We start from the raw sequence: 24,397 nt of genomic DNA, 5'->3' as shown, positions 1-24,397 counted from the left end.
CCGTCGATGACATCGCCGTGCGCGCGCAGGGCCTGAGCCGCCGCTTCGGCGATCTGCTGGCAGTGGACAACGTCGATCTGCAGGTGCCGCGTGGGCAGGTGTATGGCTTCCTCGGCCCGAACGGCTCGGGCAAGTCAACCACCATCCGCATGCTGTGCGGGCTGCTGGAGCCGAGCGCAGGCGAGATCGACGTGCTGGGCCTGGCGATTCCGGCGCAGGCCGAAGCGCTGCGCCGTCGCATCGGCTACATGACCCAGCGCTTTTCGTTGTACGAAGACCTGTCGGTGCGGGAGAACCTGGAATTCCTGGCCGCCATCCAGGATCTACCGAGCGTGCAGGCGCGGCAACGGGTCGATGCGCTGCTGCAGCAGTACCGTCTGCAGGACCGCCAGGTGCAGTTGGCCGGCACCCTCAGTGGCGGGCAGAAGCAGCGGCTGGCACTGGCTGGTGCGGTGATCCATGCGCCGGAACTGCTGTTCCTGGATGAGCCGACCAGTGCGGTCGATCCTGAGTCGCGTCGCGATTTCTGGGAGGCGCTGTTCGAACTCGCCGATGCCGGCACCACGGTGCTGGTGTCCACCCACTACATGGACGAGGCCGAACGTTGCCACCGGCTGGCGATCCTTGATCGCGGTGCCCTGGTGGCCGATGGCACCCCGGCTGAGCTGTGCGCGCAGCTGCAGGGCCGCACCCTGAAGGTCACCGCCACGCAGCCCCGGCAGGCCAGCCGCGCGCTGGCGGCGTTGCCGGGCGTGCTCAGCGTGGCCCAGATCGGCACCGAGCTGCGCGTGCTGTGCAGCGAGGGCGCAGCCGATGCCAGCGTGCTGGCCCAAACACTCGCCGCTGCCGATCCGCAGGCGAGGATCGAACCGGTGGCGCCCAACCTGGAAGACGTGTTCGTTGCCGCCACCCGTGGCCGTGGTCGGGAGCCGGCCGCATGAGCGTGCGACGGCTGTGGGCGATCATGCTCAAAGAGTTGCGGCAACTACGCCGTGACCGCATCACCCTGGCGATGATCGTCGGCATTCCGGTGATGCAGTTGCTGTTGTTCGGCTATGCGATCAACCTCAACCTCCGGCATCTGGATGCCGGTATCGCCGATCAGGCCAGCAGTGCGGCGTCGCGCGCGCTGGTGCAGGACATGGTCGCCACCGGCGTGATCACGCCGCGCGCGCAGGCCTATACGCCCGATCAACTGATGGAGGCGCTGCGACGGGGCAGGGTCAGCGTGGGCATCGTGATTCCCGCCGACTTCGAACGACGCCGCTACGAAGGCCGCGAAGCCGTGCAGGTGCTGGTCGACGGCAGCGACACGGTGGTGCAGAGCGCGGCGATCCAGCTGGCGCAGGTGCCGCTGGACACGGGCCCGACCAGCAACACGCGGCCGTTGCGCGAAGGCAGCATCGCCAGCGGGCCGGTGAGTGTCATCAGCTTCTACAACCCCCAGCGGCGCTCAGCGGTGAACATCGTACCCGGCCTGATCGGGGTGATCCTGACCATGACCCTGGTGATGTTCACTGCCGTGGCAGTGGTGCGCGAACGCGAACGCGGCAACATGGAGCTGTTGATCGCCACGCCGGTATCACGCAGCGAACTGATGGTCGGCAAGGTGCTGCCCTACGCGGCGATCGGTCTGCTGCAGACCACCCTGGTACTGCTGCTGGGAACCTGGTTGTTCGAAGTGCCGATCCGCGGCAGCCTGGTCGATGTGTATCTGGCGGCCGTGTTGCTGGTACTGGCCAACCTGGCGCTGGGCCTGTTGATTTCGACGCGTGCGCGTTCGCAGTTCCAGGCCATGCAGATGACCCTGTTCCTGTTCCTGCCTTCGATCCTGCTGTCGGGCTTCATGTTCCCGTTCGCCGGCATGCCCAGGCCGGTGCAGTGGCTGGCAGAAGTACTGCCGCTGACTCATTTCCTGCGCCTGGTGCGCGGCATCATGCTGCGTGGTGCGTCGCTGTGGGAGCTGTGGCCGGACGCACTGGCACTGCTGGTATTCATCGTGGCGATGATGACCCTGGCGATCCTGCGTTTCCGCAAACGCCTGGATTGAGGAATGCCGACCAACGGTCGGCATCCACACGGTAGGTGCCGGCCGCTGCCCGGCATCAATTGCGGTGGGTGCCGACCGTTGGTCGGCACACCTTACTCCGCTACCACGCGGCCGCGCAGCGAATTGGTCAGTGCCTCAGTGATCACCACGTCCACGAACTGGCCGATCAGGCGCGGATGCGCCGGGAAGTTCACCGAACGCATGTTCTCGGTCTTGCCGGTCAGTTCGTTCGGGTTCTTGCGTGAGGGGCCTTCCACCAGCACGGTCTGCACGCTGCCGACCATCTTCTCGGAGATGCTTGCGGCATGTGCGTTGATGCGTTCCTGCAGGCGCGACAGGCGTGCATGTTTTTCCGCATCGCTGATCGTGTCTTCCAGGTCCGCCGCCGGGGTGCCCGGTCGACGCGAATAGATGAAGGAGAAGCTGTGGTCGAAGCCAATGTCCTCGATCAGCTTCATGGTCTTCTCGAAATCCGCATCGGTCTCGCCGGGGAAACCGACGATGAAGTCGGAGCTGATCGAGATGTCCGGGCGCACCGCGCGCAGCTTGCGGATCTTCGACTTGAATTCCAGTGCGGTGTAGCCGCGCTTCATCGCCGACAGCACGCGGTCGCTGCCCGCCTGCACCGGCAGGTGCAGGAAGTTGGCCAGCTGCGGCACGTCGCGGAACGCATCGATCAACGAATCGCTGAACTCCAGCGGGTGCGAGGTGGTGAAGCGGATGCGGCCAACACCATCGATCTCTGCGATGGTGCGGATCAGCAGGCCGAGATCGGCGAATTCGCCATCGCCATAGGGGCCGCGGTAGGCGTTGACGTTCTGGCCGAGCAGGTTGATTTCGCGCACGCCTTGCGTCGCGAGCTGCGCCACTTCCACCACCACGTCCTCGAACGGGCGGCTGACTTCGGTGCCGCGGGTGTAGGGCACCACGCAGAACGAGCAGTACTTGGAACAGCCTTCCATGATCGACACGAACGCGGACGCGCCATCGGCACGCGGCTCGGGCATGCGATCGAATTTCTCGATCTCCGGGAAGCTGATGTCCACCTGCGGGCGCTGCTGTTCGCGCCGGGCGCGGATCAGCTCTGGCAGGCGATGCAGCGTCTGCGGGCCGAACACCAGGTCGACGAACGGCGCACGCTTGATGATCGCCTCGCCTTCCTGTGACGCCACGCAACCGCCCACGCCGATGATGACCTCGCGGCCCTGGTTCTTCAGGCTCTTCCAGATGCCCAGCTGGCTGAACACCTTCTCCTGCGCCTTTTCGCGGATCGAGCAGGTGTTGACCAGGATGACGTCGGCGTCCTCCGGGCGATCGGTCAGTTCCAGGCCATCGCTGGCGGCGAGCACGTCGGCCATCTTGGCCGAGTCGTACTCGTTCATCTGGCAACCGTGGGTCTTGATGTACAGCTTGCCCTTCACCTGGTCGGGCTTGCGCGGACCAGAGGGCAGGGCAACGAGCGGGGTGCCGCCCTGGGCGGCGGGCGGAAAGACGTCTGGCGTCCCGGTCATGGCGCTTAATCCATTCGGGTGGCGGGAAAGGGGGCGATTCTACCCGCATCCCGCCGCGCTCGCCCTGCGCAACGCCACTGGCGCTGCGCTGCGCGCTCGCGGGGCATGGCCCCGCGCTACCCGCATCCCGCCCCGTTTGGTAACGCTGGGCCGTGCCCGGCGGGAGCCCTTACGCCGCGACCAGCTCCGCATCGATCTGACGCGAACGGTCGAAAGCGGTCATCGCGCTCATCCGTTCAATGTAGGCAGCCGTCGCCGGGGCTGGCTGCACCAGGCCGAACGCACTGGTCCATGCCAACGCATTGCCCCACAGCACGTCGGCCGCGCTCATCACCTCACCCAGCAGGTACGGCCCCTGCGCCAGCTGCGCTTCGATCACCTGCAGCACCGTGTCGGCGTCGTTGTAGGGCGACATCGCATGCGGCGGCGGGTCGCGGTGCATGGCCTTGTCGATCATTGCCGGTTCGAAGCAGGCGCCATAGAAGGCCATCCAGCGCAGGTAGGGGCCGCGCAGGGCGTCACCGATCGGCGGCGCCAGCCCGGCTTCCGGGTACAGGTCGGCCAGATACAGGTAGATCGCCACCTGCTCGGTCACCAGGGCGCCGTTGTGCACGATGGCCGGCACCTTGCCCATCGGATTGATCGCCAGGTAGGCCGGCGCCAGGTTGGCGCCGGCCTTCAGGTCCAGCACCTGCATGCGGTAGTCGGCGCCCAGTGCTTCAAGCAGGGCGACTGCGCCGCTCGAGCGTGAACGGGCGGCGTGGTACAGGGTGATCTGGCGTGACGTCATGGCATTGCTCCTTGCAGGTGGTGGTGAAGTGGGGCCCATGCTGAGGCACAATTGCGGACGACTTCTGTCCGCGATCCGTCATGCGCCATACCGCCCATCGCCTGCTTCGCCTGATCTCGCTGCTGCAGGCCCGCCGTCACTGGTCTGGCGCTGAACTGGCCGAGCGCATGGGCGTGGACCGGCGCAGCATCCGCCGCGATGTCGAACGTCTGCGCGAGCTGGGATATCCGGTGCAGGCCTCGGCCGGGGTAGGCGGGGGCTACCGGCTGGGTGCGGGCGCGCCGGTGCTGCCGATGCTGCTGGACGAGGAAGAGGCCACCACACTGGCGATCGCCCTGCGTGCGGCCTCGGCCACGGTCTCCGGCATCGACGACACCGCGCGGGGCCTGCTGTCCAAGCTCGATCCGCTGGTGCCGGCGCGTCGCCGCCAGCAGGCCGGTGAAGTGCATGCCGCCACCGCGACCTTGTCCGACCTGCCATCCACCGATGCGCGACTGCTCGGACGGCTGGCCCAGCACTGCCGGCAGGCCGCACGGCTGGCTTTCGAATACCGCAGCGCACAGGACGCGGTGACGCAACGGGAAGTCGAGGCCCAGCATCTGGTGAACTACGGGCGGCGCTGGTATCTGCTGGCCTGGGACCTGGGGCGGCAGGACTGGCGCACGTTGCGCGTGGACCGGATGGGGGCGGTGCGGCATCTGCCCGAGCCTGGCCTGCACCGGCGAACCCCGGCGCCGCCGGATGTGATGGTGCGACAGGCGGTCAGCCAGGCGCCGTTCGCGCTGCAGGCCATCCTGCGCCTGGCCGGCAGCGAAGCCGAGCTGGCCGGACGCATTCCGCCGTGGTGCGGCGTGCTCGAGGCCGACGGGCCAGACCATTGCCTGTTGCGGATGGGTGCGGAAAGCCGCGGCATGATGCTGGCGCAGATCCTCAGCCTGGACCGTCTGCCACTGGCGCTGTGGACCACGCCGACCGAACTGCGCGAGGAGCTGTCCCAGCGTCTGGCCGGGCTCAGTCAGGTTCTGGCCGTGCCCGCCGTCACGGTCTGAGCCGGCGCCCTTGGCAAGCCGCAGCGAAGCTGGGACACTCGCGGCCATGAAGGGGAGACTGGGGACAACGGCGATCATCATCGCTGCGCTGACCGCTGCGCCGGCCAGCGCCGGCACCCTGTACAAGTGCCTTGGCGCCGATGGGGTCACCAGCTACGTCAGCAAGCGGGTGGCAGGTGCCCAGTGCAGCACCATCAGCTATACCCGCAGTGCGGGCCGGGCGGTGCGCGCTCCAGTCGCCACGGCATTACCGGCACCAACGCCAGTACCTGCTGCAGTGGTGGCCAGCACCGAGCGCAACCCTGTCGCGGTTGCCGCCAGCGCCACCAGCCCCGCTGTCGCACCGACCCCGGCGCCCGCAGCCGCATCCACGCCGGCCAGTCCACGCGGCGGCAAGATGGTCAGCGGCCAGGTCTATTCGTACATGCAGGACGGGGTGCGCCACTACACCAGCGCACGTCCGACCCAGGTCGCCAATCTCGGCCCGGTGCGTACCATCCGCTACAGTTTCATGGAGCGCTGCTACGCCTGCGGGGTCAATCCGCGCGTCGATTTCGGCAGCGTGCGCCTGAACACCACGGCGTTCCAGAGCGAGATCACGTCGGCCGCACGCGAATTCGGCGTGGAAGAAGCGGTGGTGCGTGCGATCATCCATGCCGAGTCGGCGTACAACCCGACCGCGCTCAGCCGTGCCGGTGCGCAGGGCCTGATGCAGCTGATGCCGCCCACCGCCGCACGTTTCGGCGTCAGCGACTCCTACGACGCCGGGCAGAACATCCGTGGCGGCGTGCAGTATCTGGCGTGGTTGTTGAAGCGTTTCAAAGGTGATCTGACTCTGGCTGCGGCCGGTTACAACGCAGGCGAAGGCGCGGTCGATCGCCATGGAGGCGTGCCACCCTACAGCGAGACCCAGTATTACGTGCGAAGGGTCGGCCAGCTGGCCGAGCGCTACCGCACCGCCCTGACCCACCAGTAGGTGTCGACCGTTGGTCGGCACACCCTTGAACGGGTAGGTGCCGACTGTTAGTCGGCACGCCTTTGAAAGAGTTGTTGCAATGCGTTGTGTGGCGCGCGACGGTTCCGCTACACTCGACCGAGATTCAATGCGGCTCTGGCCCCCACCGGAACCGCTGGCAGCCTTAAAGCTACCTAATCAATATCGGAGTGCCGGATGGCCAACGATGGGGTACACGATCCAGTCAACACCGGACGTCGGCGTTTTCTTACTGCCACCACAGCCGTGGTTGGCGCCGTCGGCGTCGGATTCACCGCAGTTCCTTTCATCAAGTCCTGGAACCCCAGTGCCCGCGCCAAGCTTGCCGGCGCACCGGTGGTGGCCGACATCAGCGCCCTGCAGGAAGGCCAACGCCTGATCGTGGAATGGCGCGGACAGCCGATCTGGATCGTCAAACGCTCCAAGGCGATCCTTGATGCGCTGCATGGGCTGGATGGCCGCTTGAAGGACCCCGAGTCCGGCGAGAAGGACCAGCAGCCGGAGTACGTGCTCAAGCAGAACCCGGAGCTGCGCTCGATCAAGCCCGATATCTCGGTGCTGGTCGGTCTCTGCACGCACCTGGGCTGCTCGCCGGAAATGGTGGGTGAAATCCGCCCCGAGCCCTACGACCCACAATGGAAGGGCGGCTATTTCTGCCCCTGCCACAAGTCGCGCTTCGACATGTCCGGCCGCGTCTTCAAGGACGTGCCCGCACCCATCAACCTGAAGGTGCCCGCGCACCACTACCAGGACGACAACACCATCATCATCGGTGTCGATCCGCAGGGGGCTGCCTGATGTCCAACATCCTCAGCCGTACCGCCACCGGCGTGGCCGACTGGGTCAATGCCCGCGCGCCGGGATTGATGCCGATCTACCGCAAGCATGTCAGCGAGTACTACGCGCCGAAGAACTTCAACATCTGGTACTACTTCGGTTCGCTGGCGCTGCTGGTGCTGGTCAACCAGATCGTCACCGGCATCTTCCTGACGATGCATTACAAGACCAACGCCGCCGAGGCGTTTGGTTCCATCGAATACATCATGCGGGACGTGGAGTGGGGCTGGCTGATCCGCTACATGCACTCCACCGGGGCCTCGCTGTTCTTCATCGTGGTCTACCTGCACATGTTCCGCGGCCTGCTGTACGGCAGTTACCAGAAGCCGCGCGAGCTGGTGTGGATCCTCGGCATGCTGATCTACCTGGTGCTGATGGCAGAGGCCTTCATGGGCTACGTGCTGCCGTGGGGCCAGATGTCGTTCTGGGGCGCGAAGGTGATCATCTCGCTGTTCGGCGCCATTCCGGTCATCGGCAACGGCCTGACCGAATGGATCATGGGCGATTACCTGCCCAGCGACGCCACGCTCAACCGGTTCTTCGCACTGCACGTGATCGCGCTGCCGCTGGTACTGCTGCTGCTGGTGGTGCTGCACCTGGGCGCGCTGCATGAAGTGGGATCGAACAACCCCGATGGTGTGGAGATCAAGAAGGGGCCGAAGGGCAACCGCTGGTCACCGAACGCGCCCACCGACGGCATTCCGTTCCATCCGTACTACACCCTCAAGGATGGTGTCGGTGCGGGCTTCCTGCTGATCATCGCGGCCTTCATCATCTTCTTCGCACCGGCCTTCGGTGGCCTGTTCCTGGAACACGACAACTTCACCGAAGCCAACCGACTGGTCACTCCCGAGCACATCAAGCCGGTCTGGTACTACACGCCGTACTACGCGATGTTGCGGGTGGTGCCGAACAAGCTCGGCGGCGTGATCGTGATGTTCTCGGCCATCGCCATTCTGTTCCTGGTGCCGTGGCTGGACCGCGCGCGGGTCAAGTCCTACCGCTACCGCGGCGTGCTTTCGAAGGTGCTGCTGGGCGTGTTTGCGGTGTGCTTCGTCTGGCTCGGCGTGATCGGCTCCGGCCCGGGTACCGATGCGCACGAGACCTATGTCGGGCGGGTGCTGACCTTCCTGTACTTCGCCTTCTTCATCACCATGCCGATATGGACAAGGCTGGACAAGACCAAGCCGGTACCGGAAAGGGTGACCACGCATGACTGAGCGCTGGATGGTCCGGTTGGCCCTGGCGGCCGCCCTGATGCTGGGCAGTACCCCGGCCATGGCCGCCGAGGGCGGCACCAAGCTCCTGCAGGCCGGCAACGACCTGGGTGACCGGGCGTCGCTGCAGCGCGGCGCCCAGCTGTACATGAACTACTGCAGCGGTTGCCACGCCCTGAAGTATCTGCGCTACTCGCGGATGGGCGAGGACCTGGGGCTGAGCGAGGAAGAGGTGATGAACAACCTCAACTTCACCGGCTCGGCGATCGGCGACCCGGTGCCTGTGGCAATGCCCAAGGAGCAGGCCGAGAAGTGGTTCGGCAAGATGCCGCCGGACCTGAGCCTGATTTCCCGGGTGCGCGGCAGCGACTGGATCTATACCTACCTGAAGTCGTTCTACCTGGACAGCAGCCGCCCGCTGGGCTGGAACAATGCGCTGTTCGCCAACGCCTCCATGCCCAATCCGTTGTGGGAGATGCAGGGCCTGCAGCACGCGGTGCATGGCAAGGCCGAAGCGCCGGGCATGGATCCGCCGGTGACGGGCCTGCGCATCGACAGTCCGGGCTCGGTCGATGCGGGGCAGTACGACCAGGCCGTGCGTGACATCACCAATTTCCTCGAATACGCCGGCGAACCGGCCGCGCTGAAGCGGCAGCAGCTCGGTGTCTGGGTGATCCTGTTCCTGGCGCTGCTGACCTTCCTGGTGTACCTGTTGAAGAAGGAATACTGGAAGGACGTGCACTGATCCAGAGTCGGCCATCGCATCGGGCCTATTGGCTTTTGTGATGGTCGGTTGCACACTCGGGGAGGAGTCGACCGCCGGCACGGTGCTGGCGGCGCCGATGCGGCAGGCGGTCTCCTGTCGCAGGAGAGCCTTTGATGGCGGCGAGCGTACGCATGCGCAATACACTGACGCTGTTTTCCTCGAACGACGATGTACTGTGCCATCGTGTGCGCCTGGTGCTGGCGGCCAAGGGCGTGAGTTTCGACTTCGTTCCGGTCGATCCACAGAACCCGCCGGAAGATCTGATCGATCTCAATCCGTACCATTCCGTGCCAACCCTGGTCGAGCGCGAGCTGGTGTTGTATGCCGCGTCGGTGGTCAGCGAGTATCTGGACGAGCGCTATCCGCACCCGCCGCTGATGCCGGTTGATCCGCTGTCGCGCGCGCGTATCCGCTTGGCCATGCTGCGTATCGAGCACGACTGGGTGCCGCAGGTGCAGGCGATCCAGCTCGGCAACAAGACCCAGGCCGAGGCCGGGCGCAAGCGTTTGAAGGAACTGTTGACCGCTTCGCTGCCGTTGTTCAAGGCCAGCAAATTCTTCCTCAACCCGGAAATGAGCCTGGCCGACTGCGCGATGGCGCCCATCATCTGGCGCCTGCAATCGCTGGATGTGCCGTTGCCGAAGGACAGCAAGGCGATCGAGGACTACGGCAACCGGATTTTCCGCCACCCCGGTTTCGTCCGCAGCCTGACCGAGCAGGAAAAGAAACTGCGCGATCTGCCGGGCTGATCCGGCATCCGCTTTCCCGTCTGCGCGCCGACTGGCGTGCAGACGATCCGCCCCGGCAGGGGCGTCGGGCGCTACACTTCACGCATGACCGAAGACTTCTTCCACATGACCAGCCACCGCCCGTACCTGTTGCGGGCACTGGTGGAATGGATCAATGACAACCAGCTGACTCCGCACATCCTGGTCGACGCCGGCGTTCCCGGCGTGCAGGTTCCGCCTTCGGCCGTCAAGGATGGCCGGGTGGTGCTCAACATCGCCGAGCGCGCGGTGGTGCGGCTGGTGATCGACAACGAGTCGGTGAGCTTCTCGGCGCGCTTCTCCGGCACCAGCTACCCGGTGCAGGTGCCGATCAGCGCCGTGCTGGCGGTGTATGCCCGCGAGACCGGGCAGGGCATGGCGCTGCCCGATGACATTCCCGGTGGTGAGCCGGCGCCGACCAGTGACGAGCTGCTGCATGACGATGAGCAGACACCGCCGGACGATACGCCGCCTGCCGGTCCGCCGCCGAAAGGTCGTCCGACCCTGCGCGTGGTCAAGTAACTTCCGCTGCTTTTCATCCACGCATGGCGTGGATCTACCGGCGTGATGTCCAGTAGATCCACGCCATGCGTGGATGCTTCTGCTCACACATCCTCGGCGTCTTCGTTGTCCGCACGGATCTGGCTGATCCGCGCCGCGCCCGGGCCGGTGAAGGAAATCAGCTGGTCGCCGCGCAGCACCATGCGTCCGACATGGCGATCGATGCCGTCGTAGGAATACTCGAACTTGAAGGTGCGCTCGAAACCGAGCCGGCCATCTTCCCCGCGCGACAGGCGTAGACCCGTGGCATGCACCGCCTGGTCCAGCCACTGCACATCGGCGGCACGGCAGGCATTGCGGCCCAGTTCGATGGCACGTTCGGCGGCCGAACGCGCTGCGTTCCAGAAGAAGTAGACGATCCCGCCGGCAATCAGCAGGAACAGCAGGGTGGGCATGGCTTCAGCCGTCAGGTGTCGATCCGTCAAAGATGGCGACGAAGGGCGACAGGATCAAGCAGCACGTGCTCAGCGATCGCTGCCGGGCTCTGTTGCCGGCTGCGGTACCAGTGCCGGTGTGGCCGGTGCAACCCGCGGCGCAGTGGCATTCAACTGCAGCAATGCGGCCCAATCCTGGCGGTTGAAGCTGCATTCGTCCTCGCGCCCTGGTGTGCAGGTCGGGTCGATGCCGGTGGTATCGCGCTCGCGCGGCGGCGGCAGCTGGATCATGCCGGTGCGATCCAGCGGCAACAGGCGCATCGCCACTGTATTCATGACGTTGCCGCCCACCAGGTACAGCGTCTGGTCGCCACCGAGGTTGGCTGCTACCACTACTTCGCAATGCGACTTCCAGTGCCCGACCGAGCCGTTGCCCAGGGCCTGCACCAATCCGCTGTAGCTGAGTGTGCTGCTGCGGTCGCGCAGGAAGCACAGCAGGTCACCCGGTGCCGGTTTCGCAGTGGCCGGGTCCACCAGGCGATAGGGCACGCCCGAAGGTCCCGCCTGGTAGGCGGCGCGGATGTAGTCGATATGGCGTGGGGACGTATTGAAGCCGGGTACACCGGCACGCACCATCACCCAGGAAATGAAGGCGGCTGACCACGGATTGTCGATCAGGAACGCACGGCAATCGCTGTCGGTGTAGCGCGTCCCCAGTGGTGCCAGGCAGCTGCTGGCGCCGGGCTGGCTGCCCAAGGCATTCAGCGTGCCGCTCTCGCGCCAGTAGCTGGTGACCCGATGCCAGGCAATCAGACCGTTGTCGGCAAGATGATCGCCTTCGGCTTCGGTGACACTGAGGCTGGCGGCGCGACCGTCACGGTCGATGAAGGGTCGGAACCAGAGGCGGTGCTCGTTGCATGCCGTGTTGCGGATGGCAACCGCCAAGGGGCTCAGGCCGAAGCGCGGGGGTACATCGCAGGCTTCGACGGCAGCAGCCGAAAGCGGCATCGCGGCCAGCAGCAGGCAGGCGGGCAAGAGCATCCGGCGCATGCGCGGCTCCTGTGGGGGGATGGGTGCAGCGTCGCAGAGGCGGGCGTGGCCGAGTCGTGAAGGCGCCCGGATTGTGTACGGCCGCGCCTATGCTCGGCTCATCGCGCGAAGCGCGGCTCGGGCCTTGCCGCGTATCGGAAAGCAGCCGAGCGTCGGCTCGGCTCTACCGGGTAGCGCCGGGCCATGCCCGGCGAGCGAAGCGGTTCCGACAGGGGCTGCCCGGCATCAACCCGGCGGCGGTCCCAGCTTCAGCGACAGATCAATGGCCTGCACGTGCTTGGTCAGGCCGCCGATGGAAATGCAGTCCACGCCGTCTTCGGCGATCGAGCGCAGGCCGCCGAGGCCGACGCTGCCGGACACTTCCAGTGGGATGCGGCCTTCGGTGATGCGCACCGCTTCGCGCCGCAGTTCAGGGCTGAAGTCGTCCAGCAGGATGCGTTCGCAGCCGGCCTGCAGTGCCTGCCGCAACTGGTCCAGGTCCTCAACCTCGACCACCAGCGGCAGTTGTGGCCATTGCTGGCGGGCCGCCGACACGGCGGCAGCCAGGGAGCCGGCTGCGCGGATGTGGTTCTCTTTCAGCATCACCGTGTCGTACAGGCCGAAGCGGTGGTTGTCGCCGCCGCCGCAACGCACCGCGTACTTCTGCGCCAGGCGCAGGCCGGGCAGGGTCTTGCGGGTATCGAGGATGCGCGTGCCTGTGCCTTCCACCGCAGCTACGTAACGAGCGGTGGTGGTGGCGGTACCGGACAGTGTCTGCAGGAAGTTCAACGACGTGCGCTCGGCGCTGACCAGGCTGCGGCTGCGCCCATGCAGCAGGGCCAGCACGGTGCCGGCGCTGACAGTGTCGCCCTCGGTGACTCGCCATTCGATCCGCACATCCGGATCAAGCGCGCGGTGGGTGGCATCGAACCACGGACGGCCCGCGATCACCGCATCCTGCTTGCACAGCAGATAGGCGCTGTCGGGCTGGTCGGGCAGCAGGGCGGCGGTGACGTCACCGCTGCCCAGGTCCTCTGCCAACGCGCGGGCGACATCAGCCGCGACGACCGCTGGATCCGGCGTCGGCAGCGCGTTCATGCGGCCGGGAAGTCGGCGATCTGTGCGGTCGGGATGGCTTCTTCGGCCAGCAGTACCGGAATGCCGTCGTCGACGCGGAAGACCTGCTTGCGGTCGCGGGTGACCAGGGCTTCGCGCAGCGGCTGCGCCAGCGGGTTGCCATCGGCACGGTTGACGGTGCCGGCGGTGATCGCCCGGTTGAGGGCTTCCAGGCCCTTGCCATCCAGCAGGGACAGGGGCTGGCGGGTGTCGGGCGACACCAGCAGGTCGAGCAGCTTGCGATCCATGGTTCTTCGTCTTGCGTGGAAGATGGCTAGAATACGTCTTTAAGGCAGGTGACGGCCAATGACCCCCAACCCGATCGCGCCGCTTGTCGGCATCGTCATGGGTTCCCGCTCCGACTGGGAAACCATGCAGCACGCTGCCCAGAAGCTTGAAGCTCTGGGTGTCCCGTTCGAAGTGAAGGTGGTCTCCGCCCACCGTACTCCGGACGTGTTGTTCAGCTATGCAGAAGAAGCGGGCCCGCGCGGGTTGCGCGCGATCATTGCCGGCGCCGGCGGTGCCGCGCATCTGCCGGGCATGATCGCGGCCAAGACCGCGGTGCCGGTGCTGGGCGTGCCGGTGCAGTCCAAGGCCCTCAACGGCATGGATTCGCTGCTGTCGATCGTGCAGATGCCAGCGGGCATTCCGGTCGCCACCTTCGCCATCGGCAATGCCGGCGCGTCCAATGCCGCGCTGTTCGCCGCCGCGATGCTGGCCAGCGACCAGCCGGCCATCGGCCAGGCGCTGGACAGCTTCCGCGCACGTCAGACCGAAGACGTGATGGCCCACGACGATCCGCGCCAATGAGCCTGACCGTCGGCATCCTCGGCGGCGGCCAGCTCGCCCGCATGATGGTCCTGGCTGGTGCGCCGCTGGGACTGCGCTTCGAACTGTACGATCCGGCGGCCGACGCCTGCAGCGGCCCGCTGGCGCCGCTTACCGTCGGTGCCTTCGATGATCGCCAGGCACTGGCGGATTTCGCCGCCAAGGTCGATGTGGTCACCTTCGATTTCGAGAACGTGCCGGCCGACAGCGCGCAATGGCTGGCCGAGCGCGTGCCGGTCTATCCGCCGCCGTCCGCGCTGGCGGTGGCCCAGGACCGCTTGAGCGAGAAGACCCTGTTCCAGCAGTTGGATATTCCGCTGCCGGCCTTCGCCGATATCCGCAGCCGCGACGAGCTGGCTGCCAAGGCCGCCGAGTTCGGCCTGCCGTGCATCCTCAAGACCCGCCGCCTCGGTTACGACGGCAAGGGCCAGTTCCGCCTGCGCAGCGAAGCGGATATCGACGCGGCATGGCAGGCGCTGGGTGCACAGGTTGAGCGCACCGGCCTGATCCTCGAGGGCTTCGTCGCCTTCCAGCGCGAAGTCAGCGTGGTGGCCGTGCGCGGCCGCGATGGCAGCTTCCAGGCCTGGCCGGTCACCGGCAACTGGCATGTCGACGGTGTGCTGTCGGCCAGCGTGGCACCAGCAATGCTGTCCGCTGCCGAGCACGAAGCGGCGATTGGCTATGCCCGCCGTGTTGCCGAGCACCTGCAGTATGTGGGTGTGTTCGCACTGGAGCTGTTCTGCCGCGACGGTGAGCTGCTGGCCAACGAGATGGCGCCGCGTGTGCACAACTCCGGTCACTGGACCATCGAAGGCAGCGAAACCTCGCAGTTCGAGAACCACCTGCGAGCGGTACTCGGCCTGCCGCTGGGCAGTACCCGCATGCTGGGCCACGCCTGCATGCTGAACTGGCTGGGGGCGATGCCTGACCCGACGCCGGTGCTGCAGCAGGCCAGCGGCCATTGGCACGACTATGGCAAGGAGTCGCGTGACGGCCGCAAGGTCGGTCACGCCACCCTGCGCGATGATGATGCCGGTGCACTGGCCGATGCGCTGGTGCAGGTTGGGCTGGAGCTGGACCGCCAGGCCCAGGTAGCTCCAGCGGTGCACGCGCTGCGCAACGGCTGAGCGAAGGCGTGCCGGCCACCGGCACGCGGACGCCGCTGATCCCTGCGGTGCCGGCCGTTGGCCGGCAATGCCCACCAAGGTGGGCAGCTACCAGAGCGGTGCCCAAGGTGGGCATCTACCACAACGTGGTGTGGTGCCGGTAGCGCCAGGCCATGCCCGGCGGATGCCCGTCCGTATCAGCGCAGCTGGCTCTCGGCGAACTCCCAGTTCACCAGTTGCCAGAACGCTTCCAGATAACGCGCACGATCATTCTGGTAGTCGGTGTAGTACGCGTGCTCCCAGATGTCGCAGCACAGCAGCGGCGTGCTTTCGCCGGTCAGCGGGGTGCCGGCATTGCGCGTGGCCTGCAGGCCGAGCTGCCCACCCGGGTGCTGTACCAGCCACACCCAGCCGGAGCCGAACAGGCCAAGCGCGGTTCGATTGAACTCTTCGCGAAGGCGTTGGCCGTCGCCGAACTGGCGCTTGACCAGCTCGCCCAGACGGCCCTGCGGCTCGCCACCGCCGCGCGGGCGCAGGCATTGCCAGTAGAAACCGTGGTTCCAGGCTTGGGCGGCGTCGTCAAACAGCGCGCCCTGGGCGTGGCGGACGATGTCCTCCAGCGTGGCTTCTTCCCATTCGGTGCCGATGATGGCGGCATTGACCGCCTCGACGTAGGTGCGATGGTGGCGGCCGTGATGCAGTTCTACGGTCTGTGCAGACAGGTGCGGCTGCAGGGACGAGGGCAGGTAGGGCAGGGCGGGCAATTCGACGGGCATGGACAGGTTCGTGGCCAGGGGGCGGCGGCAGCCGGTACCATCGGCTTACAATGGGGGCTACCGTGGGCAGTCTAGCCGACCATCACGGTAGGTTTGTCCGGCGAAGCAAGGAGTGAGGTGTGGCGGTAATGCAGCAAATCCAGGCCGAGGTGGATCGTTACCCGCTCGTGCTGTTCATGAAGGGCACCCCGCAGTACCCCATGTGCGGCTATTCCAGCCGTGCCGTGCAGGCCTTGATGGCCGCGGGCGCCGTTGCGCTGCGCACGGTCAATGTGCTCGAAGAGCCGGAGATCCGCGCCAACCTGCCGCGCTTCTCCAATCTGCCCACTTTCCCGCAGCTGTTCATCAACGGTGAGTTGATCGGCGGCTGCGACATCATCATGGAACTGTTCGAAGCCGGCGAGCTCAAGCGCATCGTCGAAGAGGCTGCGCAGGGATGAGCGCCTGGCCATCGACGTCACCGGCAGACGGGGCGCTCGATGGCCGCCCGTTGCAGGATCGCGTGGTGCTCGTTGCCGGTGCCGGTGGTGGGCTGGGCAGCGCTGCCGCTGTTGCAGCCGCGGAAGCGGGGGCGACCGTGGTCCTGCTGGGGCGCAAGCCACGCCGGTTGGATCGGGTCTATGCCCAGGTGCAGGCGGTCGGGCCGGAACCGTTGTTGTATCCGTTGGACCTGGAAGGTGCCGGTCCTGACGACTATGCCGAGCTGGCCCAGGCCGTGGCGCAGGAACTGGGACGCCTCGATGGCCTGCTGGTCTGCGCAGCGCACTTTCCCGGCTTGACCCCGTTCGAGCTGGCCGACCCGGCCAGTTTCGCCCGCGCCGTGCACGTCACCCTGACCGCGCCAGCCTGGCTGGCCCAGGCCTGCCTGCCGTTGCTGCGTCAGCGTGAGGACGCAGCGCTGGTGTTCACTGTGGATGCCCCTGAGCGGGTGGGGCAGGCGTATTGGGGCGGCTATGGCGCCGCCCAGCATGGCCTGCGCGGGTTGATCGGCAGCCTGCATGACGAGCTGGCCCGCAGCCCGGTGCGGGTAAGTGGTCTCTACCCCGGCCCCTTGCGTACCGCCCTGCGGGCGCGGGCCTATTCGATCGATCAGGACCCGGCCGCACGTGGCCCGGAGGCCGCCGCTGCAGCGGCCGTAACCCTGTTGTCCGCCGCTGGACAGGCGTGGCGGGGGCAGGTGCTCGATGCGGGCAGGCCGCCATCGCGAGATGAAGGCGTTCGTAAGGCGGAATGAAGATCCCGTCACGATAGCGTTGCGATCTGGTGCCGTTTGTCGCACAACCGTCACATTGAAAGCGTAGCGTGTTAATCTAGTGTTAACCGTTGCGGCAGCTGCCGTTCACGGTAGGGAACCCCAGATAAATGTCCGAACAGCCGCCCGCAAGGCTGCTCGGATGCGCTTTTTTCCGCCATCGCCAACTCGCATCGAGGCTACCGAACAATGACTCACCCATTCCGGATGTCCAAGCTCACCCTTGGTCTCGTGGCTGCGCTCGCCGCCGCTCCCGCCTTCGCCCAGAGCACCTCTGCCGGTGTCGGCGGCCAGGTCGTGTCCCGCGCCGGCCAGCCCGTCGCCGGTGCTGAAGTCACCATCACCCACACCGAGTCGGGCACCGTTTCGCGTGCGACCACCGATGCGGCGGGTCGTTACAACGCACGCGGCCTGCGCGTGGGTGGTCCGTACTCGATCACCATCACCAAGCCCGGTGAAGGCACCAAGACCGAAGATGGCGTCTACCTGGGCGTGAACCAGACCGGCACCATCAACGCCACCCTGGCCGGCGACCTCGCCGCGACCAACCTGGACACCGTGCAGGTCACCGCTGTCGGCGGCGGCTCGGAAGTGTTCAGCGCCACCAAGATGGGTTCGGGCACCAACATCAGCCAGCAGCAGATCGAAGTTGCGCCGTCCATCGGCGGCAACATCCAGGATCTGATGCGCCTGGATCCGCGCGTGACCTTCATCGATCGTGCTTCGGGCTCGATCTCGGCCGGCGGCCAGAACCCGCGTTTCAACTCGATCAGCATCGACGGCGTCTCGGCCAGCGACACCTTCGGCCTGGAAGGCAACAACATGCCGACCCGCCGCCAGCCGGTCGCGATGGAAGCCATCGAAGCGCTGGACATCAACCTGTCCAACTACGACGTCAGCATCGCTGCTGCCGCCGGCGCCACCGTCAACGCGGTGACCAAGTCGGGTACCAATGAATTCCACGGTTCGGTGTACGGCACCTACCGTGACGGCGACTGGTTCGGTGACAACCCGGAAGGCCAGCCGTTCAATGGTTTCACCAAGGAAAAGACCTACGGCATGACCGTGGGTGGTCCGATCCTCAAGGACAAGCTGTTCTTCTTCGCCAACTACGAGAAGTTCGAGCAGGCTGCCCCGGGTGCCGACCTGTCGACCACTCCGCTGGGCAAGGCCAATGGCCAGTTCAACCTGGCTGACGTGACCCGTGCGCAGCAGATCGCGCAGGGCTACGGCATCGATGCCGGTGGCATCGAAAGCAACGGCGACACCAGCATGGAAGAGTATGCGCTGAAGCTGGACTGGAACATCAGCGACAACCACCGTGCCAACATCCGTTACAGCAAGATCGACCAGAGCAAGCTGCGCATCAACGGCATGACCACGAGCTCGGCATCGCTGAACTCGTACTGGTACCAGCACAACAAGACCAACGAGAGCTACGTCGCCCAGCTGTTCAGCGACTGGACCGACAATTTCTCGACCGAGTTCAAGGCCTCCTACCGCGAGTTCTCGGCGATCCGTGCGGTCAACACCAACGCTCCGAGCGTGCGCATCTATTTCGATGGCACCACGGCTGCGCCGTCGGGTGATTCGCTGTACCTCGGTACCGAAGTCAACTCGCAGGACAACATCCTGAAGACCAAGGCGTGGAACTACTACGGTGCAGGCACCCTGACCCTGGGTAACCACGACGTCAAGTTCGGTGCTTCGTACGACACCAACGACATCTACAACTACTACGGTGCCAACTCGTGGGGTGCCTACACCTTCTACGGTCTGGACAATTTCGCTGCCGGCCGCTGGAGCACCTACGACTACGCCCCGGAGCGTACCCCGGGTTCGATTGCTGCTGACTACAAGTACAGCAACCTGGCGCTGTTCGTGCAGGACACCTGGTACGTCAACAGCAACCTGACCCTGACCCTGGGCCTGCGTGCCGACCGTCCGGACACCAGCCCGAACCCGACCTACAACGCTGCTGCGTCGAGCTTCTTCGGCTACAACAACAGCAAGGTCTTCGAAAGCAAGTTCCTGGTGCAGCCGCGCTTCGGCTTCAACTACACCTTCGACACCGAGCGCCCGACCCAGCTGCGCGGCGGCGTCGGCCTGTTCCAGGGTGATTCCCCGCAGGTGTGGCTGAGCAACAGCTACTCGGCGACCGGCTTCAACACCACCGTCTACAGCCTGCGCTCCAACGCCTACAACGCTGGTCTGAAGTTCAACGGTGACAAGGACAGCCAGCCGGTACCGACCGGCCCGGGCTCGACCCAGCAGAACGTCAACTTCGTCGGCAACGACTTCAAGCTGCCGTCGATCTACAAGGCCAACCTGGCCTTTGACCATGAAACCCCGTGGTACGGCATCGTGGCTTCGGCCGAACTGCTGGTCACCAAGGTCAAGGACGGCCTGTTCTACCAGAACCTGAATCTGGGTCCGGTGCAGTACCAGGGTCCGGACGGTCGTGACATGTACTACGCGCAGAACAAGGTCGGTGCGTGGGCCAACGGTGACGCGCGCGTGCAGCGCAATACCGCTTACAACAACGTCTACCTGATCAACAACACCGACAAGGGCCGCACCTCGCAGTTCACCGCGTCGCTGTCCAAGCCGTGGAGCGACACCAGCGACTGGTCCTGGAACATCGGCTACACCTATACCGATGCCACCGAAGTCGGCTCGCTGACCAGCTCCACCGCCAGCTCGGGTTGGAACTACCAGTACGCCTTCGACGCCAACAGCCCGGTCGAGAACACCTCGCGCTACCAGATCCGCGACCGCCTGTCGGGCGCGCTGAACTGGAAGCACAAGTTCTTCGGTGACTACGAGACCAAGATCGGTCTGGTGTACGAAGGCCGCAGCGGTCGTCCGTACAGCTACGTGTACGCCAACGACGCCAATGGCGACGGCCGTTCGGCCAACGACCTGTTCTACGTGCCGAAGGGCCCGGGCGACGTGCTGTTCGGTACCCTGGCTGCCAATGGCCAGTTCACCGCCAACGCGCAGATGGAGAAGGACTTCTTCACCTGGCTGGCCGCCAATCCGGACCTCGCCAAGTACGCAGGCAGCTCGACGCCGGCCAACGGCTTCCGCAGCGGCTGGATCAACACCTTCGACATCCGCATCAGCCAGCAGCTGCCGGGCTTCATGAAGGGTCACAAGTCGGAGATCTGGCTGGATATCCAGAACGTCGGCAACATGATCAACAAGGACTGGGGCAACATCTACGACTACGGCTTCTTCGCCGACAGCCGCGTTGCCACCCTGCAGGGCATGTACCAGGGCAAGTACGTGTACAACTACCGCGGTGCGGATACCCCGACCGTGGCCAACGCCGACGCCGATGGCTTCGACGTCGGTGTCTCGCAGTGGTCGCTGCAGCTGGGCTTCCGCTACCAGTTCTGATGAACTGACGTAGCAGCAGCTGTGCACGGAAACGGCCGGGGAAACCCGGCCGTTTCCCGTTCAGGCGAAAGTCCTTGCGGGGGTGCCTGCATCGGCGTAGGATCCAGACACGTGCGCGGCGCAGATGCCGCCGAAGCGGTCCCGGAGCGGCGAACGCGGGACGCACCTATCCAACGGTCGGGCTTCCCGGCCGTTTTGCTTTTTAAGGGGGCGGCAGTACAGTCGGACACCTTAAAGGAAGCAGAAAAAGTGGATATGACGACGAACGAAAAGGCAGCGCGGACGCTGCCGGTGCAGGACGCGCGGATCTACCCGCGTGGTGGGCTGGATGTGCTGTCGCGGGCCGAGGTTGCGCGCCTGCGCGATGCCTCCGGTGGTGGCATGCATGAGCTGCTGCGCCGCTGCGCGCTGGCCGTGCTGACCAGTGGCAGTGCTTCCGATGATCCGCGCGCGGCGCGCGATCTGTATCCCGACTTCGACATCCAGGTGGCGCAGCAGGATCGCGGCGTGCGCATCGACCTGGCCAATGCGCCGGCGATGGCGTTCGTCGATGGCGAAATCATCCGCGGCGTGGCCGAACTGCTGTTCGCGGTGGTCCGCGACCTCGCGTACATGGCCATCGAGATGGGCCCGGCCTACGCGGCCGAGCTGGAGTCGTCCGAGGGCATCACCAACGCGGTGTTCGGGTTGCTGCGCAACGCGCGCATCCTCAACCCGGGTGACCCGAACCTGGTGGTCTGCTGGGGCGGCCACTCGATCTCGCGCGACGAATACCTGTACACCAAGCAGGTCGGTTACGAGCTGGGCCTGCGCGGCCTGGACATCTGCACCGGCTGCGGGCCGGGTGCGATGAAGGGGCCCATGAAGGGCGCCACCATCGCCCATGCCAAGCAGCGCCGCACGGTCACGCGCTACATCGGCCTGACCGAGCCGGGCATCATCGCCGCCGAGTCGCCGAATCCGATCGTCAACCACCTGGTGATCATGCCGGACATCGAGAAGCGCCTTGAGGCCTTCGTCCGCATCGGCCACGGCATCATCGTGTTCGCCGGGGGCGTGGGTACCGCCGAGGAGATCCTGTACCTGCTCGGCATCCTGCTGCGCGAGGAGAACAAGGATCTGCCGTTCCCGCTGATCCTGACTGGCCCGACCGTTGCCGCGCCGTACTTCGAGCAGATCGACCGCTTCATCCGCCTGACCCTGGGCGACGCTGCGGCAGAGCGCTACGAAATCGTCATCGGCGATCCGGTGGCGGTGGCCAAGAAGATGTCGGCCGGCATCAAGCGCGTGCGCGAGCATCGCCTGGCGCAGAAGGATTCGTTCTTCTTCAACTGGTCCATCGAGATTCCGTGGGAATACCAGCAGCCGTTCGTGCCGACCCACGAGGCGATGGCTGCACTGGACCTGCATCACGGGCGTGCGCCGCATGCGCTGGCGGCTGACCTGCGCCGGGCGTTCTCGGGCATCGTCGCCGGCAACGTGAAGGAAGACGGTATGCGCCGCATCGAGGAGTTCGGACCGTTCCAGATCCATGGCGACACCGACATGATGCAGGCCCTGGACGAACTGCTGCGCGCCTTTGTCGAGCAGCGCCGGATGAAGATCTCCGGCGAGTACCAGCCCTGCTACCAGGTGCTGGCGTAAGCCAGGCGAGGGTGGCTGGGCGGCGCGGCGGGGGCTGCGCCGGGCCGGCCAGGGGAGAGCGGCACGTCAAGGCTTTGACGCCCGTCGCCCGGATCTGACCGTTCATCCTGCCGCCGCTTGCCGGCGGCAGGCCGGTGCGCCATCGTGGCCACCAACACGCTGGGGAGCGTCCAATGTCATCGCGCCGGTCCAATGGCTTCACGCTGGTCGAGTTGGTGGTCACCATTGCCGTACTGGCAATCCTGGTGACTACGGCCTTTCCTGCCTTCCAGGGCCTCATCCGCTCCAACCGGGTTGCCGCAGGTCACAACGAGCTGATCGGGCTGGTCAACCTGGCGCGAAGCGATGCGGTGCGCAACAACCAGGGCGGTGGTGTCTGTGGCAGCAGCAATGGAACCAGCTGCGACGGCAACTGGTCGGCCGGAATGCTGGCTTTCAGTGACGCCTCCACCAACAGTGCAAGCTCCGGCAACGGCCAGTTCGACAGTGGTGAAACCGTGCTGCGCTTCAACCCGATCAACCCCGGCATGGTCGCGACGGGTCCGCAGGCACTGATCGCTTTCGATGCCCGCGGCCGACGTCGCGCCGCGGGTGACCAGACCATCACGTTGCGACCGGTGCAGTGCGGCAAGGACCCCTTGATGAGGACGATCACCATCAACGCCTCCGGCCAGGCCAGCAGCACCAAGGGACCCTGCCCATGAAACATCGCACCTCATTCCACGCCCCGCGCCAACAGGGCGGCTTCAGCCTGCTGGAGGTGCTGATCGCGATGGTCGTGCTGGCCTTCGGCCTGCTGGGCTTCGCCCTGCTGCAGACCATGAACGTGCGCTACGTGCAGAGCTCCAACTACCGCACCCAGGCGACCAACCTGGCGTACGACCTGACCGAGCAGATGCGCAGCAACCGCTACCAGGCCGCGTGGTATTCCACCGCCACCTTCTCCGCCGGCAGCAAGAGCGCCACCGGCGTCTGCGGCCGTCCGGTCGCTGCGGTCACCATCGCGCAGAACGTGGCCGCCTGGCAGTGCAAGGTGGTCAAGGCGCTGGGCGACAACGCCGCCGCTACGGTCACCGTCAACAACGGTGTGGCCACCGTGGCGATCACCTGGGCCGATGAGCGCTGGAACGCCAAGAACCCGGATACGCCGACCACCTTCGCCCTGGAGACCCAGCTATGAGTCTCCCGTACTCCTCCCGGTTCCGGCAGGCAGGGCTGTCGCTGATCGAGTTGATGGTGTCCATGGTCATCGGCCTGTTGCTGATGCTGGGCGTCATCCAGATATTCATTGCCTCGCAGGCGGCGTCACGGCTGTCGGAGGGCGTGGCGCGCGCGCAGGAGAATGGTCGCTTCGCACTCGACTTCCTCGAGCGCGACATCCGCATGGCGGGCCACACCGGTTGCGTCAATGACCAGGCCCACATGACGCTGGGGCTGGGTGAGCCGCACTACAACCTGGGCGCGACCACCGGCAGCGGCAGTCCGCTGGACTTCAGCGTGGCGGTGCAGGGCTATGAAGCACCCGGTACCGGCCCGGCGGCAACGCTGGCGGTGGGCAAGGGCAACGTGCCCACGGGTCTGCCCAGCTCAATCGCCAACCTCAATCCGGCACCCATGCCGGGCAGCGACATCCTTGTCCTGCGTTTCCTCGCGCCGGAAGGTGTGCCGGTACTCGGTGTGGCCGGATCGAAACTGACCGTGGACGCAACCCGCTGGCAGCGCCTGACCGGCGGCGGCGTGGCGGCACCGACGCTGTTCGGCGTGGCCAACTGCGAGTCGGTGGACTTCTTCGGCGGCACAACCAGCGCCGGCACCATCACCGCCACCGGCGTGGACCTGTCGCGCTATGCGCCACAGCCGGAACCGACGATGGTCTATCGCGCCGAATCGCTGGTCTACTACATCGGCAACGGTGCCAGCGGGCCTGGCCTGCGCCGTGCGCGGGCCAATTCGGCCGGCGCCTACGCCATCAACGAAGAACTGGTGGAAGGCATCGAGAACATGCAGGTGCTGTTCGGCCTGGATACCACCACCAACATCACCACGGCGACGCCACCGGTGGGCAACATCACCACGCTCAACACGGCCTCGGTGGTGACGACCCAGGCCAACGCGGCCGGCGCCAACCAATGGCGGCGCGTTGGCCAGGTGCAGGTGGGGCTGATCGCCCGCAGCCCATCCTCGGCATCGGCGTCCAAACCGAAGGATGCCGCCGCCAAGCTCGGCGTGCTGGGGATGACCTACGACCAGGACGGTGTCACTGACGGGCGCTACCGCACTTCGTATGAAGTGAGCATCGCCTTGCGCAACCGACTGTTCGGAAACTGA

25 protein-coding genes are annotated in these 24,397 nt (G+C 65.9%); 18 read left to right on the top strand and 7 right to left on the bottom strand.

Annotated elements, in window-relative coordinates; all coding sequences use genetic code 11:
• The first annotated feature begins 17 nt into the window (after positions 1-17).
• Complete coding sequence (locus HUT07_RS12370) at positions 18-941, top strand: ABC transporter ATP-binding protein (protein ID WP_176021179.1); 924 nt, start codon at positions 18-20, stop codon at positions 939-941.
• Positions 938-2,050, top strand: a complete 1,113-nt coding sequence (locus tag HUT07_RS12365) for an ABC transporter permease (RefSeq protein ID WP_176021178.1) — start codon at positions 938-940, stop codon at positions 2,048-2,050. Before HUT07_RS12370 ends, HUT07_RS12365 begins: the two co-directional genes overlap by 4 nt.
• 92 nt (positions 2,051-2,142) lie before the next feature.
• On the opposite strand, the gene miaB is transcribed toward HUT07_RS12365, so the two are convergent.
• Both miaB and HUT07_RS12355 read right to left on the bottom strand, forming a co-directional pair.
• On the bottom strand, positions 2,143-3,561 hold the full coding sequence (miaB, locus tag HUT07_RS12360) for a tRNA (N6-isopentenyl adenosine(37)-C2)-methylthiotransferase MiaB (protein WP_176021177.1): 1,419 nt from the start codon (positions 3,559-3,561) through the stop codon (positions 2,143-2,145).
• A 169-nt stretch (positions 3,562-3,730) separates the two neighbouring features.
• Positions 3,731-4,351: a glutathione S-transferase gene (locus tag HUT07_RS12355; RefSeq protein ID WP_176021176.1), complete on the bottom strand. Its 621-nt coding sequence runs from the start codon at positions 4,349-4,351 to the stop codon at positions 3,731-3,733.
• A gap of 80 nt (positions 4,352-4,431) precedes the next feature.
• Between HUT07_RS12355 and HUT07_RS12350 the strand changes: the two genes are divergently transcribed.
• From HUT07_RS12350 to HUT07_RS12320, 7 genes are all read left to right on the top strand, one after another.
• Complete coding sequence (locus tag HUT07_RS12350; protein ID WP_176021175.1) at positions 4,432-5,400, top strand: WYL domain-containing protein; 969 nt, start codon at positions 4,432-4,434, stop codon at positions 5,398-5,400.
• Positions 5,401-5,446: 46 nt separating this feature from the next.
• Positions 5,447-6,376, top strand: a complete 930-nt coding sequence (locus tag HUT07_RS12345; protein ID WP_176021174.1) for a lytic transglycosylase domain-containing protein — start codon at positions 5,447-5,449, stop codon at positions 6,374-6,376.
• A gap of 195 nt (positions 6,377-6,571) precedes the next feature.
• Positions 6,572-7,192: a ubiquinol-cytochrome c reductase iron-sulfur subunit gene (petA, locus tag HUT07_RS12340; protein WP_100464517.1), complete on the top strand. Its 621-nt coding sequence runs from the start codon at positions 6,572-6,574 to the stop codon at positions 7,190-7,192.
• A complete protein-coding gene (locus HUT07_RS12335; protein ID WP_176021173.1) occupies positions 7,192-8,451 on the top strand; it encodes a cytochrome bc complex cytochrome b subunit in 1,260 nt (419 codons plus the stop codon). Before petA ends, HUT07_RS12335 begins: the two co-directional genes overlap by 1 nt.
• On the top strand, positions 8,444-9,193 hold the full coding sequence (locus HUT07_RS12330) for a cytochrome c1 (protein WP_176021172.1): 750 nt from the start codon (positions 8,444-8,446) through the stop codon (positions 9,191-9,193). The genes HUT07_RS12335 and HUT07_RS12330 overlap by 8 nt, the downstream gene beginning before the upstream one ends.
• A gap of 134 nt (positions 9,194-9,327) precedes the next feature.
• Entirely contained in the window at positions 9,328-9,963 is a 636-nt protein-coding gene (locus HUT07_RS12325) for a glutathione S-transferase N-terminal domain-containing protein (RefSeq protein WP_176021171.1), read from the top strand.
• A gap of 84 nt (positions 9,964-10,047) precedes the next feature.
• Complete coding sequence (locus tag HUT07_RS12320; protein WP_176021170.1) at positions 10,048-10,503, top strand: ClpXP protease specificity-enhancing factor; 456 nt, start codon at positions 10,048-10,050, stop codon at positions 10,501-10,503.
• An 83-nt stretch (positions 10,504-10,586) separates the two neighbouring features.
• On the opposite strand, the gene HUT07_RS12315 is transcribed toward HUT07_RS12320, so the two are convergent.
• From HUT07_RS12315 to HUT07_RS12300, 4 genes are all read right to left on the bottom strand, one after another.
• Complete coding sequence (locus HUT07_RS12315; RefSeq protein WP_176021169.1) at positions 10,587-10,937, bottom strand: DUF3301 domain-containing protein; 351 nt, start codon at positions 10,935-10,937, stop codon at positions 10,587-10,589.
• Positions 10,938-11,006: 69 nt separating this feature from the next.
• Positions 11,007-11,966, bottom strand: a complete 960-nt coding sequence (locus tag HUT07_RS12310) for a DUF2272 domain-containing protein (RefSeq protein WP_176021168.1) — start codon at positions 11,964-11,966, stop codon at positions 11,007-11,009.
• Between the two features lie 225 nt (positions 11,967-12,191).
• A complete protein-coding gene (gene nadC, locus HUT07_RS12305) occupies positions 12,192-13,043 on the bottom strand; it encodes a carboxylating nicotinate-nucleotide diphosphorylase (protein ID WP_176021167.1) in 852 nt (283 codons plus the stop codon).
• Positions 13,040-13,309: a Trm112 family protein gene (locus HUT07_RS12300; RefSeq protein ID WP_176021166.1), complete on the bottom strand. Its 270-nt coding sequence runs from the start codon at positions 13,307-13,309 to the stop codon at positions 13,040-13,042. Before HUT07_RS12300 ends, nadC begins: the two co-directional genes overlap by 4 nt.
• Positions 13,310-13,367: 58 nt before the next feature.
• Between HUT07_RS12300 and purE the strand changes: the two genes are divergently transcribed.
• Both purE and HUT07_RS12290 read left to right on the top strand, forming a co-directional pair.
• Complete coding sequence (purE, locus tag HUT07_RS12295) at positions 13,368-13,871, top strand: 5-(carboxyamino)imidazole ribonucleotide mutase (protein WP_176021165.1); 504 nt, start codon at positions 13,368-13,370, stop codon at positions 13,869-13,871.
• A complete protein-coding gene (locus HUT07_RS12290; RefSeq protein ID WP_176021164.1) occupies positions 13,868-15,016 on the top strand; it encodes a 5-(carboxyamino)imidazole ribonucleotide synthase in 1,149 nt (382 codons plus the stop codon). The genes purE and HUT07_RS12290 overlap by 4 nt, the downstream gene beginning before the upstream one ends.
• A gap of 176 nt (positions 15,017-15,192) precedes the next feature.
• Here HUT07_RS12290 and HUT07_RS12285 read toward each other — a convergent pair whose 3' ends face one another.
• A complete protein-coding gene (locus tag HUT07_RS12285) occupies positions 15,193-15,771 on the bottom strand; it encodes a Fe-Mn family superoxide dismutase (RefSeq protein WP_176021163.1) in 579 nt (192 codons plus the stop codon).
• A 119-nt stretch (positions 15,772-15,890) separates the two neighbouring features.
• Between HUT07_RS12285 and grxD the strand changes: the two genes are divergently transcribed.
• The 7 genes from grxD to HUT07_RS12250 all read left to right on the top strand — a co-directional run bounded on the left by grxD (position 15,891) and on the right by HUT07_RS12250 (position 24,397).
• Positions 15,891-16,211 carry a Grx4 family monothiol glutaredoxin gene (gene grxD / locus HUT07_RS12280; RefSeq protein WP_176021162.1) on the top strand — a complete coding sequence of 107 codons (321 nt, stop codon included), beginning with the start codon at positions 15,891-15,893 and terminating at the stop codon, positions 16,209-16,211.
• Complete coding sequence (locus HUT07_RS12275) at positions 16,208-17,005, top strand: SDR family NAD(P)-dependent oxidoreductase (protein WP_176021161.1); 798 nt, start codon at positions 16,208-16,210, stop codon at positions 17,003-17,005. Before grxD ends, HUT07_RS12275 begins: the two co-directional genes overlap by 4 nt.
• A 225-nt stretch (positions 17,006-17,230) precedes the next feature.
• Entirely contained in the window at positions 17,231-20,425 is a 3,195-nt protein-coding gene (locus tag HUT07_RS12270; protein ID WP_176021160.1) for a carboxypeptidase regulatory-like domain-containing protein, read from the top strand.
• A gap of 255 nt (positions 20,426-20,680) precedes the next feature.
• Positions 20,681-22,069, top strand: a complete 1,389-nt coding sequence (gene ppnN / locus HUT07_RS12265; RefSeq protein WP_176021159.1) for a nucleotide 5'-monophosphate nucleosidase PpnN — start codon at positions 20,681-20,683, stop codon at positions 22,067-22,069.
• Positions 22,070-22,242: 173 nt separating this feature from the next.
• Positions 22,243-22,773, top strand: coding sequence for a GspH/FimT family pseudopilin (locus tag HUT07_RS12260; protein ID WP_176021158.1), 531 nt, complete (start codon positions 22,243-22,245; stop codon positions 22,771-22,773).
• Entirely contained in the window at positions 22,770-23,249 is a 480-nt protein-coding gene (pilV, locus tag HUT07_RS12255; protein ID WP_176021157.1) for a type IV pilus modification protein PilV, read from the top strand. The genes HUT07_RS12260 and pilV overlap by 4 nt, the downstream gene beginning before the upstream one ends.
• Entirely contained in the window at positions 23,246-24,397 is a 1,152-nt protein-coding gene (locus HUT07_RS12250; RefSeq protein ID WP_176021156.1) for a PilW family protein, read from the top strand. Before pilV ends, HUT07_RS12250 begins: the two co-directional genes overlap by 4 nt.

It is taken from the genome of Stenotrophomonas sp. NA06056, assembly GCF_013364355.1.
Classification (GTDB): domain Bacteria; phylum Pseudomonadota; class Gammaproteobacteria; order Xanthomonadales; family Xanthomonadaceae; genus Stenotrophomonas.
The sequence above is the reverse complement of the archived record's forward strand: the minus strand, read 5'-3'. Positions and strand labels throughout refer to the sequence as shown.

What these genes read in the sequence shown, in the direction of transcription:
- HUT07_RS12365 (WP_176021178.1), top strand. Translation starts at nt 938, where the DNA reads ATGAGCGTGCGACGGCTGTGGGCGATCATGCTCAAAGAGTTGCGGCAA.
- miaB (WP_176021177.1), bottom strand. Translation starts at nt 3,561, where the DNA reads ATGACCGGGACGCCAGACGTCTTTCCGCCCGCCGCCCAGGGCGGCACC.
- HUT07_RS12355 (WP_176021176.1), bottom strand. Translation starts at nt 4,351, where the DNA reads ATGACGTCACGCCAGATCACCCTGTACCACGCCGCCCGTTCACGCTCG.
- HUT07_RS12350 (WP_176021175.1), top strand. Translation starts at nt 4,432, where the DNA reads ATGCGCCATACCGCCCATCGCCTGCTTCGCCTGATCTCGCTGCTGCAG.
- HUT07_RS12345 (WP_176021174.1), top strand. Translation starts at nt 5,447, where the DNA reads ATGAAGGGGAGACTGGGGACAACGGCGATCATCATCGCTGCGCTGACC.
- petA (WP_100464517.1), top strand. Translation starts at nt 6,572, where the DNA reads ATGGCCAACGATGGGGTACACGATCCAGTCAACACCGGACGTCGGCGT.
- HUT07_RS12335 (WP_176021173.1), top strand. Translation starts at nt 7,192, where the DNA reads ATGTCCAACATCCTCAGCCGTACCGCCACCGGCGTGGCCGACTGGGTC.
- HUT07_RS12330 (WP_176021172.1), top strand. Translation starts at nt 8,444, where the DNA reads ATGACTGAGCGCTGGATGGTCCGGTTGGCCCTGGCGGCCGCCCTGATG.
- HUT07_RS12325 (WP_176021171.1), top strand. Translation starts at nt 9,328, where the DNA reads ATGGCGGCGAGCGTACGCATGCGCAATACACTGACGCTGTTTTCCTCG.
- HUT07_RS12320 (WP_176021170.1), top strand. Translation starts at nt 10,048, where the DNA reads ATGACCGAAGACTTCTTCCACATGACCAGCCACCGCCCGTACCTGTTG.
- HUT07_RS12315 (WP_176021169.1), bottom strand. Translation starts at nt 10,937, where the DNA reads ATGCCCACCCTGCTGTTCCTGCTGATTGCCGGCGGGATCGTCTACTTC.
- HUT07_RS12310 (WP_176021168.1), bottom strand. Translation starts at nt 11,966, where the DNA reads ATGCGCCGGATGCTCTTGCCCGCCTGCCTGCTGCTGGCCGCGATGCCG.
- nadC (WP_176021167.1), bottom strand. Translation starts at nt 13,043, where the DNA reads ATGAACGCGCTGCCGACGCCGGATCCAGCGGTCGTCGCGGCTGATGTC.
- HUT07_RS12300 (WP_176021166.1), bottom strand. Translation starts at nt 13,309, where the DNA reads ATGGATCGCAAGCTGCTCGACCTGCTGGTGTCGCCCGACACCCGCCAG.
- purE (WP_176021165.1), top strand. Translation starts at nt 13,368, where the DNA reads ATGACCCCCAACCCGATCGCGCCGCTTGTCGGCATCGTCATGGGTTCC.
- HUT07_RS12290 (WP_176021164.1), top strand. Translation starts at nt 13,868, where the DNA reads ATGAGCCTGACCGTCGGCATCCTCGGCGGCGGCCAGCTCGCCCGCATG.
- HUT07_RS12285 (WP_176021163.1), bottom strand. Translation starts at nt 15,771, where the DNA reads ATGCCCGTCGAATTGCCCGCCCTGCCCTACCTGCCCTCGTCCCTGCAG.
- HUT07_RS12275 (WP_176021161.1), top strand. Translation starts at nt 16,208, where the DNA reads ATGAGCGCCTGGCCATCGACGTCACCGGCAGACGGGGCGCTCGATGGC.
- HUT07_RS12270 (WP_176021160.1), top strand. Translation starts at nt 17,231, where the DNA reads ATGTCCAAGCTCACCCTTGGTCTCGTGGCTGCGCTCGCCGCCGCTCCC.
- ppnN (WP_176021159.1), top strand. Translation starts at nt 20,681, where the DNA reads ATGACGACGAACGAAAAGGCAGCGCGGACGCTGCCGGTGCAGGACGCG.
- HUT07_RS12260 (WP_176021158.1), top strand. Translation starts at nt 22,243, where the DNA reads ATGTCATCGCGCCGGTCCAATGGCTTCACGCTGGTCGAGTTGGTGGTC.
- pilV (WP_176021157.1), top strand. Translation starts at nt 22,770, where the DNA reads ATGAAACATCGCACCTCATTCCACGCCCCGCGCCAACAGGGCGGCTTC.
- HUT07_RS12250 (WP_176021156.1), top strand. Translation starts at nt 23,246, where the DNA reads ATGAGTCTCCCGTACTCCTCCCGGTTCCGGCAGGCAGGGCTGTCGCTG.